This is a genomic window from Brevibacterium sp. AGC70 (genome assembly GCF_057334195.1).
On sequence record NZ_JBHFIH010000006.1, the window covers coordinates 154,956 to 169,711 of the forward strand.

Consider the following 14,756-nt stretch of genomic DNA (forward strand, 5'->3'; position numbering starts at 1 on the left):
AATCTGACTTCGACTGTGGAACACGGTGCTCGGATCTATCCACACCCTCATACGCGCAACTCGGAGGGCCCTCGGGCCTCACTCCCGGTGCAGCCAGGCCTCGTAGATCTCACGTTTGGACAGTCCGAACTGCTTCGCGACCTGCCCCGCGGCATCTTTCGCGCGCACTCCTGACTCCACGAGTTCACCGACGGCGTCGAGGTGGTCCTCTGGTGCCGTCTCGACCGCGGTTGCTCCGGCGAGTACGAGGGTCAATTCCCCGCGCAGTCCGTCGGCTGCAAGTTCGCGCAGCGAGGACACGGTGCCGCGCAGGGTCTCCTCGTAGGTCTTCGTCAGTTCGCGGCTGATGCTCATCGGTCGATCTGGCCCGATGACCGTGAGGAAGTCACCCATCGTGTCGGCGATACGGTGGGGGCTTTCGAAGAACACCATGGTCCGCTTCTCACCGCGCAGCTCCTCGAGGAGGTTCTTGCGTGCCCCGGATTTGCGCGGCAGGAAGCCTTCGAAGCTGAATCGGTCGCTGGGCAGCCCGGATACTGCCAGCGCCATGAGCACGGCTGACGGTCCGGGTGTGGAAGTGATAGGAAGTCCGGCCTCCGCGCATGCCTTGACGACGCGGTACCCGGGATCTGAAACAGCCGGCATACCAGCGTCGCTGAGCAGGACGACGGTCTGGCCGGAGCGGATGAGTTCGACCAGCTCGGGCGCGCGAGATTGTTCGTTGTGGTCGAAGACACTGATGACACGTTTGGTGTGCGTGAGTTCCAGACGCTGCGTCAGCGACAGAAAACGGCGAGTGTCCTCGGCTGCGATGACATCGGCGCCGGCGATGGCGCGTTGCATGCGCTCGCTCGCATCGCCGAGGTTGCCGATAGGAGTCCCGACTAGGACGAGTTTGCCGCCGGCTGAGGCTGAGGCTGGGTCAGGACCCGTTGGGTCGAACTCAACCTGCACCTCGTCCGCGTCCTCCTGCACAACCAGGGATGAGTCTGCATCATCGGCGGCGTGATCGTCGGCGGCGGCGTGATCGTCGGTGGCGGCGTGATCCTCGGCGGCGGTGTGATCCTCGGCGGCGTTGTCATGAGTGGCGTCGGCGTCCGGTCTTCCGGACATCAACCGGCCGACCCCGCACCGATCATAGCGGCCCCGAAGACGAGAACCATGATTCCGACGTAGCCGACCCAGAACAGCACCCACAATGCGGTGCCGACGTAGCCGACCCACAGCGCGGCTACGGCCATACCGTCTCCGCGTTCACCTGACTGCCGGATCTGCTTCCGGGCGATATGGCCCATGATGATTCCGGCGATGCCCGCGAGGAAGATGCTGCTCATCACTCCGAAGATCGAGGCGACGAGGGCAATGATCGCCAGAGTGTTCGTAGGAGGAAGCGGCTGATAGGCGTAGGCCGCCCCTGGTGCCCCACCGGTGTACTGGGCGTTGGGGTTATATGCGGCGTTGGGGTGATAGCTTGCAGCGCCGTAGTTGGCATTCGCATTGTTGTAGCCGCTGCCCGTTGCGGGGCCCGACTGCGGCTGTTGGTAATACATGTCTGGATTGTTCCAGTTGTTCTGACTGCTCATGGCGCGATCTCCTTGCGTATGCCTACAACGGTACCGAGTCGTTCTCTGGGACAAAAGATGAGGTTGTTACAGATGCGTCTCAGTTCAGTCAGTAGCTCGCTTCTTCAGCAGCAACGCCCGCCATGATTGCCAGCACCATGACCCCGATGTAGAGACCCCAGAAGATCAGCCAGAATCCAGCACCGAGGTAGCCTGCCCAGAGTGCGGTCAGCGCCATCGCGTCTCCCCGTTCACCCCGCTGACGTATCTGTCTGCGAGCGACATGGCCCATGACGATCCCCGCGATGCCTGCGGGGACAAAGGACGTCATGGCCCCTGCAAGTGACAACACCATGGCGATGATCGCCACCGTGTTGGTCGGCGCGATCGGCTGGTAGATGTACGTGACGGGGCCCGCGAACCCTGGGGCGGGTCCGAATCCTGGATTGGGTCCGAACCCTGGCTTGGGTCCGTATGCGGCCGACTGTGGGTAGGCGGAATAGCCTGAGTAGCCACCAATTGCCGAATGACCCGAAGCTGCTTTGCTGCCGCTGGCGGACAGTTGCCGAGTGTACATATCTGGTTCGCTCCTGTTGCTGTGGCTGCTCATGGGATGAGCCCTGTTGAAGGGATGCTCCCCTTGCGTCTGACTACAACGCTATCGAGCCGCACAGTTCCGACGGGGCCGAACCTGTTGCAATCCTGCACCACCGGTGTCGGGGCAGAAAATGGATTCTCATGAGCTGTGCCTCCAGAAGTCGGTTTCCCAGCACTTGGTTCCCCAGAATACGATCCTGACGTTCCCTCAGTAGCCCATCCCGGCAGCGAGGAATCCGAGACCCAGAACGCCGACGAAGACGACGATCATCAGCAGAGCGAAGCCGATGCCGATGTAGCCCATGACCAGCCCTGCGGTGGCCTGGCCTCGGCCGTCTTCGCCGGTTCTCTTGATCTGGCCGCGAGACACGTGGCCGAAGATGACGGCGAGGATCGGGGCGATCCATAGGAACATCGCCACGATTGAGAACAATATGCCGATGACAGGGACCAGGGAGAGGATGCTGCAGACCAAGCCGCCGCCGAGCCCGATGATGCCCATCCACATCGCCCAGCCCGACAGGGTGTTCACTGCTGGCCGCACCATCATCGGTGCCCCGTAGGTCATCGGCTGGCTGTATCCCGCCGGCTGGCTGTACCCGTACGCGTCCGGCTGGCTATAACCATACGTGCCCGGCTGGCTGTAGACCGCTGGGCCGGACTGGGTCTGCTGATACGGGTTCGGGTTCGAATACTGGTTCGGGTTCGAATACTGACCCTGGCCCTGATACTGGCCTGAGCCGTACCCCGTCTGCGGCTGTGACGCGCCGTACCCATTGTTGAACTGTTGGGATCCGACCTGTGGTGGATCGCTCGGGCGATAGTTCGGGTTGTATGACACGCTCTTCACCGTTTCATTCGTTTGCCGCCTGTTGATGACTACCCTAGTCGTCCCAAGGGCCCGAACGACAATACACCGACGTCCCCAACCCGCCGCTCGCGCCGATCTCCCGGCCCACATGAACGACTCACCCTGAGGACCAGATGGGAAGAAGCGTCTCCCCGGACCTTAAACTTGACGATAATGACTCAACCCGAAGATCCCCAGGCGCCGAGGTGGTCCACTGACCCCGCGGATGAGTCCACCGACCCCACACACTCCCCAACCGACTCCCCCTCATCCCCAACGACTCCGGTAACCGACGCACCCTCGTCTGCAACGGCTTCGCCTGCCGCCAGGCTCATCGCCCGGGAACGTCGTGCTGACCGGCGCGAATCGATCCGCGCCAATGCCGCTGCCATCCGCAGGCGCACCTTCAGCGCCGGAATGTGGGCGACTCGCGCACCGGTCTGGATGTGGCCGGCCCTGCTGATCATCACAGCTATCGGTGGTGTACTCCGACTCTTCAATCTCGACTTCCCTCACCGTCTGATCTTCGACGAAACCTATTACGTCAAGGACGCCTACTCCGTCTTCAAGTTCGGCTACGAACGCTCCTGGCCGGAGAATGCCGATGACTCCTTCAACGCCGGTGACCCGAGCGTCATCGAGTCCACTCCTGAATATGTCGTCCACCCGCCGTTGGGCAAATGGATCATCGGTGCCGGCATCCACCTCTTCGGCGCCGACGATTCCTTCGGCTGGCGGTTCTCCGTTGCCATCGTCGGCACCCTGACGATCTTCCTCATGGGCTTCATCGCGTGGAAGCTCTTCCGCTCCGCGTTCTTCGCCTGTGTGGCCGCTGGCCTGCTTTCGATCGATGGTGAGCACTTCGTGCATTCGCGCACGAGTCTGCTCGACATCATCCTCATGGCCTTCGTCCTCCTTGCCTTCGCCTTCATCGTGCTCGACCGAGAGTTCGTCACGAAGCGCCTCGCCCGTTTCACAGCGTCGGTCGCTCCCCCGGACCGATCGCGCTCGTACTCTCTGACTCCCGCCTCGGAACGGCGCACCCCCGCCGAGGCGGTCGAAGCCTCGCCGGCAGCCCCGAACGCTGAGTCCTCCGAGGCCGCCGCCCGGCCCCCTGAGTCCGCCGGGGCGCCACCCGCCTCGTCCGGCGACTCGTCGGCAACCTCTTCGGCGGGACTTCCCGTCCGCGGTCGCGACCGTCACCCATCGCGAAGCAAGGACCTGATCAATTTCGGGCCCCGCCTCGGCGTGCGCCCCTGGCTCATCGCCGCAGGCATCAGCCTGGGTCTGGCAATGGGAGTGAAATGGTCGGGGCTCTATGCCGTTGCCGCATTCGGGATCCTCGTCGTCGCCTGGGACGTGCATTCGCGCCACCGCTCCGGGACCGTCCACCCCTGGCTGGGCATGCTCATCCGCGACAGCATTCCTGCGTTCATCAAACTCGTGCCCGTGGCGCTGCTGACCTATGTCGTCACGTGGTCCGGGTGGATCCGATCCGATGATGCCTGGGACCGGCAGTGGGCGTTCGAGAACGGCGGCTGGTGGAGCGCACTGCCGGACTGGCTGCTGTGGCTCCCGTCTCTGGCCCACTACCACTACACGGCATATTCGTTCCATGTCGGCCTCGACTCGGAACACCCCTATATGTCGAATCCGTGGGGGTGGATCGTCCAGTGGCGGCCGACCTCCTTCTACTACGAATCCCCTGACCAGGGAAGCATGGGCTGCGCGGTTGAGCACTGTTCTGCGGCGATCACCTCGCTCGGCAATCCGGTCATCTGGGGGCTGGCGCCCATCGCCATCCTGGTCGCGCTGATCGCTTGGATCATCCGCAGAGATGTTCGCGCCGGAGTCATCCTGGCCGGACTCGCCGCGACGTGGCTGCCCTGGTTCGCCTACCAGGAACGCACAATCTTCACCTTCTACACGATCGTCATGGTCCCCTTCGTCGTCCTCGCGTACACCTACTGCCTGACGCTGCTGTGGGGCCGAGTCCCCACCGCTGCGAATGCGGCCCCGACGGCGGCGGGTAACCCTGCAGGCTTCTTCGACTCCGCGCCCAAACCGCGGGGCCTCGTGTTCGCCGGTCGCGGCACGCGAATCCCCTGGTCCCTGTTCGGCCGTCGGATGGCCGTGGGGCTCATCCTTGTGGCCGCGATCATGGCCTTCGCCTACTTCTGGCCGGTCTACACCGGCGAAGTCATTCCGTTCGACGCCTGGAACAACCGCATGTGGAACGTCACCTGGCGCTGACCGCTCCCAGCTGTTCCGGCGTCACCTGGCGCTGACCGCTCAGTCCCGCCTCGGGCGACAAACCCGGCCCCACGGCACCTCGACACACACCCGCCACGAAGGCGTCGCCTGTGCGACATTGCTCGTTCACCTGGGGGCCACATGCCGTCGTTAGCGTCGAATCATTGTGAACTACCAATCGACTCTGACTCCCCCAGCGCCCACCGATCGCGTGGCCACAGCGCCCGCTGACAATGAGAGCGCAGCACGGCCGCATCGGGCCGTGGCGATCATTCCCGCCCGGGGCGGCTCCAAGGGAATTCCGCTGAAGAACCTGCAGAAGGTCGCCGGGGTCTCGCTTCTTGCGCGCGCGATCAACGCAGCCAATTCAACACCGAGCATCGACCGCGTGGTCGTCTCGACCGATCATGAGGGCATCGCCGCAGAGGCGATTCGCGCCGGCGCCGAGGTGTGCCACCGTCCCGCTGACATCGCCGGTGACACCGCGACCAGCGAATCGGCCCTGATCTACACGCTGGCCAACCTCGGCGAGGAATTCGACACCACCGTGTTCATGCAGTGCACCTCGCCGTTCATCGACTCAGCCTCGATCGACAACGCGATCGCCGCCGTGCGAGACGGGGACGCCGACGTCGTGTTCTCCGCCGTCGAGGACCACTCGTTCCTGTGGCGCCTCGATGACGGCAATTCGGCAGTCGCCGTCGGTCACGAAGCCAGCTTCCGGCCCCGCCGCCAGGACCGTGCCAAGCACTACAACGAGACCGGCGCGTTCTACGTCATGCGCACCGAAGGCCTGATCGAACACGAGCACCGCTTCTTCGGCCGCGTCACGATCGAAGAGGTCCCACCCGAGCACGCCCGCGAAATCGACGACATGTCCGACCTGTCACTGGTCCGCGCGATCGCCTCCACGCAGGAGACCGCGCAGGTCATCGACGTCGACGCCCTCGTCACCGACTTCGACGGAGTCCACACCGACGACGGTGCCTACGTCGACGAGGACGGCAACGAACAGGTCCGCGTCCATCGCGGCGACGGCATGGGAGTCTCACGCCTCGTCAGATCAGGACTGCCTGTCATGATCCTGTCGAAGGAACGCAACCCAGTCGTCACCCGCAGGGCGGAAAAACTTCACGTAGACGTAACCCAGGGCGTCGACAATAAATCGAAGGTCCTGCAGTCGTGGATCGAGGAACAGGGCCTCGACGCAACCCGAGTGGCCTACGTCGGAAACGACATCAACGACCTCGAAGCCTTCGACGTCGTCGGCTGGCCCATCGCAGTCGCGGACGCCCACCCCAAGGTGCTCGCAGCGGCTCGAGTAGTCCTCGATCGGCCCGGCGGAAAGGGAGCGGTCCGCGAAGTCTGCGACCTCATTCCCGTGCCCGACCAGGCAACGCAGCAGCTGCCGACGCGGGGCCTGACATCCGTACTGGACTCCGACTCACACCACACCAATGCTCACCGACCATCCATCCAGCAGCAACAGCCGTTGCTCACGAATCACGCAGCAAGTTTGCGTACCAATCGAAAGCAGGTTTCATGACTGATCAACTCGCCCCCGTGGCCTTCGGAGATCACCTCGTCGGCCCGAATCAGCCCGTGTACATGATCGGCGAAATCGGCATCAACCACAACGGCGACGTCGAGATCGCGAAGCAGCTCATGGATGTCGCCGTCACCGCCGGTGCCCAGGCCGTGAAGTTCCAGAAGCGCAATCCCGATGTGGCTGTGCCCGAACACCAGAAGTCGAAGATGCGCTCGACCCCTTGGGGCGAGATGACTTACCTCGACTACAAGTGGCGCGTCGAGTTCGGCCAGGAAGAATACGCCGAGATCGACCGCTACGCCAAGGAAGTCGGTCTGCAGTGGTTCGCCTCCCCCTGGGACACTGACTCCGTGGACTTCCTCGAAAACGAGTTCGACGCACTGACCTACAAGGTCGCCTCAGCTTCGCTGACCGACTTCGAGCTCCTCCGTGCAATCGCCGCCACCGGCAAGCCCGTGTTGTGCTCCTCTGGCATGTCCGACTGGGCCACGCTCGATGCAGCCGTCGAGGTCTTCGACCGCGACAAGCTCGTCCTCATGCACGCCACCTCGACCTACCCGCTGCCTCCCGAAGAGGTCAACCTCAAGGCAATCCCGGCAATGCGTGAGCGTTACGGTGTGCCCGTGGGCTACTCCGGCCACGAGCTGGGCCTCGAGATCTCCTTCGCCGCCGCGGCACTGGGCGCCGTGACCATCGAACGCCACATCACCCTCGACTCCTCGATGTGGGGCTCGGACCAGTCCGCCTCGATGGAACCACGCGAGTTCACCTCGCTCGTCAAGGGCGTGCGCGTCCTCGAAACCGCCTTCGGCGACGGCGAGAAGCGCGTCATGCCGGGCGAAGAGTCGAAGATCGATTCCCTCCGCAAGGTCAGCGTCTGAGCAAGATCAGCGTCTGATCTGACCTGATCCTCGGCTGGTCTGATCGCGCTCTGACCTGATCAGCTGACAACGGCCCCACCACCTCGGCGAGGTGGTGGGGCCGTTGTCGTGTCCGCGCCTCAGCACCGGGTTCCTTGTCAACGGGAGCCTAGGCCGGGCGATGATCGCCGGCTCCGTCTTCCGAGGCGCGCCGTTCTTCAGCGCCCGAACTTGCGCTTGATTCTCCGCGCTCTCCAAGCCAGCCCATGCGCCGTCTTGTCGACGAGGACCTTCGCTTCGGCGGTGGCTGTACGGTCCGTGACCAACCTGAGCTGGGCATCAGATTTCTCGAGCCGCTTCCGCAGTCCGGCTGCCTCGCCGGCGTGACGATTCTTCTCAGCTGTTCGAGCATCGAGTTCTGTGGTCAGGGCGGCGAGCTCAGCAGATTGCTGCTCGAGCTGAGCTTCTTTCTGGCTGAGGTCATGTCGAAGGTTCTTGCGATCAGCTTCGAGGTCCTTACGCTGCGTGGCGGCGTTGTCGAGCTTCTGCTTGTGCTTGCGACGGATCTTCGAGAGTTCTCGCGTCTGAGCGGTGCTGAACTCCTCAGCCTCGGCGACTGCCGCGAGGTAGAATTCCTCGGCTCGGATGTCGAAGCCTGTACGCAGATCCACGTCTGCGCCCGGGCTCCCGGCATCCGCGGGAAAGTGCCCCACATCCGCACCGACACCGACACCGAGGCTTTCCGCATCTGTCCCCTGTCGTCCAGTGCCCGACGCGGGCCGCAGCGCATCGTGGATATCGGCGTGGTTCTCTGCCGTGATGTCGAAGAGCCTCTGCCGCGTCGATGCGAGGTCATCTTGCAGGTCATTGCCCTGCGCGTAGGCGTGCTCGATCGTGTCGACGATCCCCTGGGCCAAAGCTTGTACCCGCCGTGCGACGTCGCCGCTGACAGCGTCGCCGCTGACGCCGGTGCCATCACTGTCCTCGCCCGCACTTTCCGCCGTCATTCCTTCCTGCCCCACCGGCACGACGAATTCCGGGTGCCCGATGTCGTGTGCGAAGTAGCCCAGCTTGGCGTGCAGGTCGAGGGAGATCGGGATCGAGCCGACTCCGAACGGAATCATCTGCGCGTGCCCGCGACCGCCCAACACATAGGGGATTGTGGCGAACAGGTCGAAGCCGGCGAAGAACCCGACGTCGGAGCCATATAGCCTGACCTCCTCGATTTCGGGCACCTCGGCAATCAACTGCTGCGACACCTCGGCGTCATCAGGATGGAAGGGAACGCTGAGGATGGTCCACCCCTTGGCCACAAGCGTGCGGGCGGCTTCGATCGTTGCCCGGTGGATCACCTCGGCGTCATAGCCGGCAGCCTCTTGGCGCGGATGAACGAGCATCTGGATGGCCAGGACCTTCTGGCTCGGATCGGGACGTCGACCAAGCAGAGGTTCGTAGAGCAGACCCGCGATGGTCGTCGGGCAGGGTTGGAAGCGAATCGAGTCAGTCCTCGAATTCGACGACTCCCCCATACCGTCCTCTTCGATACCGAGGAACCGGGACATCGTCTCGATGCTGCCGGTGTTACGCAGGCCGAAGAACACGGACTGGTCGAGGACCTGGCTGACATGGGTGCGCATCAGTTCGTCGAATTCGGGCTGGCCGGGGAACCGGTTGTCGCCGAGCGCATAGACGATCAACGGGACCTCGATGGCGGCGAGCGCCTCGGCGGAGATCTTCCACTGCCAGCCAGAGAGCCGATTCGGGTTCGTGTCCTGGAGGAACAGTCCGCCACCGCCGATGACCACGGCATCGGCCGATGAATTGATCCGCTCGACCAGGGCCATGTCCACCTCGCGTCGCAGGGCTGCCGCCGAGGTGAAATCGACCTCTCCGACCGACTGCCCCGAGGAACCTGAGGCGGCCGAACCACCCGTGCCCATCACTCGGAAAGCGTCTCTGACCACGGGGAACAGGGCCTTGTCGCCATAGTTTCCCCAGGTCGGGATGTCGAAGTGGAACAGCTTCAGGTTCGGCATCACATCAGGCTATGAGTGGTCGACAACGTGATCGTGGGCGGCAAGCGAACGCCGGGTGAATTCGCGCTGTCTGAACCGTCAACCTCGGCGCAACCCACCGTTCGCTTAGGAATTCTACGATCAATCGAATGCGAACCACACAGCCCGTCCGCCCAGGAGAACACGTGCATGCACCAGCGCACGCGACGAGCTCCATGACAGAAGAGCACCACCGCGAAAGGACCCAATGACAGTCCCAGTCGTCAGTGTCATCATCGCTGCGAAGAACGCCGAGGAAACGATTGGCGGGAGCCTGAAGAGCCTGGTCAACCAGCGCTTCACCCGTGACGAACTGGAAGTCATCGTCGTCAACGACGGGTCCACCGATGACACCGCGGGAGTCATTGCCGAATTCGCCGACCTCCTCAACCTGGTGACCATCCACAACACGGAGTCACGCGGCGTCTCCACAGCACGCAACAGCGCGCTGGAAGCTGCCACAGGTGAGACGATCACCTACCTCGACGGCGACGACTGGTACGCCCCGGGCCATCTGCGCTCCCTGACAGATTCGATCACAGGTCTGGGCGTGGACTTCGTCAAGACCAACTACCTCATCGTCAACGGGTTCAAACGCAAACTGCGCACGGCCCCCTGCCTCACCCACAACACGGCGCTCAATCCCAGGGATTTCATCCTCCCCCACGATGCCTCGACGATGGTCGACTTCCCCGAGTGCTGGACCGGCATCTACTCCCGGTCCATGGCGCAGCGGGGCCTACTCGAGTTCAACCCGGCACTGCGGACCTGCGAGGATCGCCCCTGGACCTGGCGCCACCACCTCGAGACCGACAGCTTCGCCGTCGTCGACACCGCCGGCCTGTGCTATCGCAAGGGCAGCGCCACCTCGTTGACGGCGATCTTCGACGAACGTCAGCTCGACTTCATCCCCGCCTTCCGCTCCGTGTTCGCGATGCTCGAGGAGAAGCCGGAGTTCCGTCGCTTCGAACGCAAGGCCGTCCGCAACTTCCTCTCCATCCTCTACTTCCAGATCCATAACCGCGGCTCCTCGATGAGTCACGAGGTCAGGTCGAAGCTCAACGTGGGTGCGGTGAACACCTTGCAGGGCGTCGACAACGACATCATCGACCAGGCCCTGCACAACTACGGGGAGCACCGACTGCCCGTGATCGAGTCGATCGTCAGGAGGGCCCGCTGATGACCCAGATCATCCAGATCTCCACCCAGTACCAACTCGCGAACATCGTTGCCCTGATCCGCGCCGGACGCCTCGGTGAGGCGAAGGAGCGGCGGATCCTCGTCATCGCCAACAACTCCTTCGCCCCCGAGCTGACCCCGGCCGCCGATGACATGCCCGGCTCGGCCGGCCTGCTGACCCACTTCGATCTCATCATCGACTGGAACGCCACCATCTGGCCCAACCATCCGAAGGCCTTCGGCATCTCCGGCGAACGTGCCCCGCTCATGCAGCGCTCACTGCGCTCGGGATGGGCGATCGCCGATGACGAGCCCATCGATCTCATCGTCGAGTCCCTGCCCGGTCATCCGGCCGGTGTGCTCACCCAGATCTTCACCACGGCGAGGATCTCGGTGCACTCCGATGGGCTGATGAGCTACGGCCCGATCCGCAATCCGCTGTCCCTGCCGCAGTACCAGCGGCTGTCGACGATCTACTACACGGATCTTCTGCCGGGCATCACCCCACGTCAGCTTGCCGAGCACTCCCCCGATCGTGTGGTCCTGCCGGCTGCGGATCTGAAATCGGTCATCGAGGACATGGCCGCCGAGGTGGCTCCGGACCTGGCGGCGGCGCATCTCGCCGATCCGATCCCCGACGCTGCCATGGTCCTCGGCCAGTACCTCGCTCAGATCGACCTCATCACCGCCGAGGAGGAGCTGGATCTGCACCTGCAGATGATCGATGAGGTCAAGGCTCGCGGACTCTCCACTGTCATCTTCAAACCCCACCCCACCTCGGCGCGGACGACGATCGAACCATTGCGCCAGCGCAGCCACGAACTGGGACTGGAATTCGTCCTCGCCGATGTCCCCCTGCTGGCCGAGATCGTCATCGCCACCACCCGACCGCAGCTCGTCGTGTCCTGCTATTCGACGGGACTCGCGACCGCTCGTGCCCTGTTCGGGACCGCCACGGCCGCGATCGGCACCTCGATGATGCTGGAGGTCCTGGCTCCGTACCAGAACAGCAACCGGATCCCGCTGACGATCGTCGATGCCCTGCACTCGGGCGGATATGCCCTGAAGGACCTGGGCCCGCTCATCGACGCCGTCACCTACTGCATGCAGTCCGAGACCGCTTCCTACCTGCGGGACAACGCGATCGAGTTCCTCGAATCGGCCGTCGGCGGTGAGGACATGAAGTACTTCAAACGCAAGCGCCTGTCGAAGCTGGACCTGCCCGGACAACTGGAGATTCCAGCGCATCGCAAGGGGCTCAGCTCGGCCAAGCGGCGTCTGCGCACGCAGGCGAAGCGCGCTCAGCACACCCTGAAGACCTACGGGATCTCCATCGACACCCCGAAGCTCGTCCCGAAGGTGAAGTCGACGCTGAACTCGAAGCTGAGTATGAAACTCAGATCGGAGCCGGACCGATGATGTCCAAGAAGGGTTCGGCGAAGAAGGACTCTAAGAAGAAGCCGAGCAAGAAGCAGTCGGATAAGCAGAAGTCAGCTGAGAAGAAGTCAGACCCGAAGGAAGACGAGGTCACCATGACTATCACGCAGGATGCGCAAGCCCCCGCACAGAAGACGAAGAAGGCGAAGGAGATTCTGTTCGCTTCGATCGCCTTCGTCGAGTCTCCCCTGCAGTTCCTCTCCGCTCTCGAGGCCCACGACCCCGCTGAGGACCTGCTGATTCGGGCCCGCGCCAACGCGAAGGGCATGACCTCGTTCCTCGACGCCTTCGACTCCGCATGGCTGCCGGAGAACATCACCCTCGAACGTGTCGGAGCCAAGCCCGGAATCCTGCGCAGACAGAATTTCGACCGCATCTACATCGGCGACGCCTGCTCAGGGCAGGTCCACAAGGCCCTTGCGCTGGCCTACCTGGAGCGTCGCATGCCTGAAATCGTCATCCTCGATGACGGTCTGGCCACCTATTCGACCATCGAAATCCTCACCGCCAGACGTGGACCCCTTGTGCGTCCGAGGCAGAAGCTCAAGGCCTCCCGCGCAATCATGTCCGCACATGTCGCGGACCGTCTGCGCGGGCTGGCACCGGTAGGCAAACTGCGCTGGCACACCGCACTGCCGGTCTCGAAGGCCATGCGCAAGGCCTTCCTCAAAACTGGTGCGGAGATCACCCGCCACAAGTTCGAGCACCTGCAGACCCTGCCCACCGGCGGCAGCCACCCGCGGGACAACCCTGTCATCGGCTCGGCCCTGGTCGCCGACGGGCTGATCCACGCAGATTCCTACCGTGCCTGGCTCGAGGAACTGATGGCCAATGGTCCGATCACCTACTACCCGCACCGCCGCGAGACCGACGAGTTCCTCGCCGAGCTCAGCCGTGACGAGCGAGTACGCATCAAACACGTCGGTCTGCCGATCGAACTGCGCCTGGTCAACCTGCCGCCGAACTCCACCATCCGCAGCCTGCCCAGCACCGCAGCGATCTCCCTGGCAACGCTGAACCCGGACGTGACGATCTCCGTCACCGAGATTCCGGCAGAATGGTGGACCGGTGCCTCAGCCGATAGTCTGCGTAAGTCCCTCAACGCCCAATCGGTCAAGGCAGATGTCGATACCTGAACCACCATCGCGCTCAGACGCACCAATCCGAATCGTCTCCATCTCCGACAGCGAGTCCTACCTCAAATGGGCAACTCAGCTGCTGAGTTGCCTGCCCGGCGTCGAGGCCCATGTCTATCTCATCGACAGCCCGATCCTGCCCACCCCAGAGCAGATCACCCATGCCATCGCCGGCACCGCCTGGGCCGGTCGCACGATCCCCGTCGTGACACGCACCGACCTGGCCCGCATCATCGCCGACCATCACGCCGACATCGTGCTCGGGGCTGCCACCGGACCGATCGTCGCCCAGCTCTTCCTCACCGCGCATATGCACAAGCACCGCCCGGCACTGATCTCGGGCCTGCCCGGCATGGGGCTTCCAGCCAGCACCAAAGGCATGAACTATCGCCGTCTGATGGATGGGTTCATCACCCATTCCTTCGCCGAGGTGGCCCAATACACCGAGGTCAGCGCGCTCACTCAGGTGCCGTGCGAGATCTACCTGGCCCGCCTGCCGATGCTGCGCTCACCCGAAGTGCCTCAGCGTGCCGCCGCAGCTGCTTCCCCCGTCATTGCTGATGGTTCTGTGCCACTCAAGCGCACCGAAGTCCCCCAGACACTGGTATTCGCTCCGCAGGCCAAGGTGCCCGAGTCGCTGGAAGATCGCGAGGCGATCATTCGCGCCCTCGCCGAATTCGCCTCCCGTCACACAGACTCGAACGCGGTCATCAAGATGCGCTCGAGGCCCGGTGAACACGAAACTCATCACGAACAGCACTCCTACGTCGACATCCTCGACTCCCTGCGTGTACAGGGTGTGCCTGGCGCAGAGCGCATCGGGCTCGGCTATGGTCCTCTCGATGAGTTCCTCGTGCCAGGTGCCGCCCTGGTCACCGTGTCATCGACGGCCGCGCTGGAGTCCTTCGACCGGGGTGTTCCCACCCTGCTGATCTCCGACTTCGGCTACGACAGAGATCTGCTCAACGAAGCCTTTGCCGATTCCGGTGCCACCGGCACCCTCGCCGAGGTTGCGGCCGGGTCCATCGGATTTCCCACCTCGGCGTGGTTGGCTCAGAACTACTTCCATTCCGATGACGGGAGACTCCGTCACCATCTGGAGCTGCTGGCCACGCGTGCCCGGGCATGTCAGCTGCCGAACCGGCGCAGCGCCGTATGGAAGCAGAAGCGTCTGCTCATCCGCGCCGAGCTGCGCACCTTGGCCCCCACCTCAGTCGTCCGCGCCTACCGGAAACTGCGTACGCTGCGCTGACAAGGCCAGCTGGCGCGGGGCCACCTA

General features: G+C 63.6%; 12 protein-coding genes. 7 read left to right on the forward strand and 5 right to left on the reverse strand.

What is annotated here, in order from left to right; genetic code table 11:
* Positions 1–78: 78 nt before the first annotated feature.
* From rsmI to ACE03M_RS04690, 4 genes are all read right to left on the reverse strand, one after another.
* Positions 79–1,113: a 16S rRNA (cytidine(1402)-2'-O)-methyltransferase gene (rsmI, locus tag ACE03M_RS04675; protein WP_485932917.1), complete on the reverse strand. Its 1,035-nt coding sequence runs from the start codon at positions 1,111–1,113 to the stop codon at positions 79–81.
* Positions 1,113–1,583 carry a DUF4190 domain-containing protein gene (locus ACE03M_RS04680; RefSeq protein ID WP_485932918.1) on the reverse strand — a complete coding sequence of 157 codons (471 nt, stop codon included), beginning with the start codon at positions 1,581–1,583 and terminating at the stop codon, positions 1,113–1,115. The genes rsmI and ACE03M_RS04680 overlap by 1 nt, the downstream gene beginning before the upstream one ends.
* Before the next feature lie 88 nt (positions 1,584–1,671).
* The gene (locus ACE03M_RS04685; protein ID WP_485932919.1) at positions 1,672–2,139 is read right to left on the reverse strand and encodes a DUF4190 domain-containing protein; all 468 of its coding nucleotides are present in this window, start codon (positions 2,137–2,139) and stop codon (positions 1,672–1,674) included.
* A gap of 228 nt (positions 2,140–2,367) precedes the next feature.
* Positions 2,368–3,009, reverse strand: coding sequence for a DUF4190 domain-containing protein (locus ACE03M_RS04690; RefSeq protein WP_143924281.1), 642 nt, complete (start codon positions 3,007–3,009; stop codon positions 2,368–2,370).
* Positions 3,010–3,183: 174 nt separating this feature from the next.
* On the opposite strand from ACE03M_RS04690, the gene ACE03M_RS04695 reads away from it, so the two are divergent.
* The 3 genes from ACE03M_RS04695 (at position 3,184) to ACE03M_RS04705 (ending at position 7,692) form a co-directional block, all read left to right on the forward strand.
* The gene (locus tag ACE03M_RS04695; protein WP_485932920.1) at positions 3,184–5,262 is read left to right on the forward strand and encodes a dolichyl-phosphate-mannose--protein mannosyltransferase; all 2,079 of its coding nucleotides are present in this window, start codon (positions 3,184–3,186) and stop codon (positions 5,260–5,262) included.
* A gap of 166 nt (positions 5,263–5,428) precedes the next feature.
* Positions 5,429–6,808: a cytidylyltransferase domain-containing protein gene (locus ACE03M_RS04700; protein WP_485932922.1), complete on the forward strand. Its 1,380-nt coding sequence runs from the start codon at positions 5,429–5,431 to the stop codon at positions 6,806–6,808.
* Positions 6,805–7,692 (forward strand): N-acetylneuraminate synthase family protein, encoded by an 888-nt coding sequence (locus ACE03M_RS04705; RefSeq protein WP_143924283.1) that lies wholly within the window; start codon positions 6,805–6,807, stop codon positions 7,690–7,692. The genes ACE03M_RS04700 and ACE03M_RS04705 overlap by 4 nt, the downstream gene beginning before the upstream one ends.
* A gap of 197 nt (positions 7,693–7,889) precedes the next feature.
* On the opposite strand, the gene ACE03M_RS04710 is transcribed toward ACE03M_RS04705, so the two are convergent.
* Positions 7,890–9,707, reverse strand: a complete 1,818-nt coding sequence (locus tag ACE03M_RS04710; protein ID WP_485932924.1) for a polysaccharide pyruvyl transferase family protein — start codon at positions 9,705–9,707, stop codon at positions 7,890–7,892.
* 226 nt (positions 9,708–9,933) lie between these two features.
* Here ACE03M_RS04710 and ACE03M_RS04715 point away from each other — a divergent pair, with 226 nt between their 5' ends.
* The 4 genes from ACE03M_RS04715 to ACE03M_RS04730 are packed head-to-tail and all read left to right on the forward strand — an operon-like array spanning position 9,934 to position 14,729.
* Entirely contained in the window at positions 9,934–10,905 is a 972-nt protein-coding gene (locus ACE03M_RS04715; protein ID WP_143924285.1) for a glycosyltransferase family 2 protein, read from the forward strand.
* The gene (locus ACE03M_RS04720; protein WP_485932925.1) at positions 10,905–12,323 is read left to right on the forward strand and encodes a polysialyltransferase family glycosyltransferase; all 1,419 of its coding nucleotides are present in this window, start codon (positions 10,905–10,907) and stop codon (positions 12,321–12,323) included. The genes ACE03M_RS04715 and ACE03M_RS04720 overlap by 1 nt, the downstream gene beginning before the upstream one ends.
* Positions 12,320–13,477, forward strand: coding sequence for a hypothetical protein (locus ACE03M_RS04725; protein ID WP_485932927.1), 1,158 nt, complete (start codon positions 12,320–12,322; stop codon positions 13,475–13,477). The genes ACE03M_RS04720 and ACE03M_RS04725 overlap by 4 nt, the downstream gene beginning before the upstream one ends.
* Positions 13,464–14,729 carry a DUF6716 putative glycosyltransferase gene (locus tag ACE03M_RS04730; RefSeq protein WP_485932929.1) on the forward strand — a complete coding sequence of 422 codons (1,266 nt, stop codon included), beginning with the start codon at positions 13,464–13,466 and terminating at the stop codon, positions 14,727–14,729. The genes ACE03M_RS04725 and ACE03M_RS04730 overlap by 14 nt, the downstream gene beginning before the upstream one ends.
* Positions 14,730–14,756 lie beyond the last annotated feature (27 nt).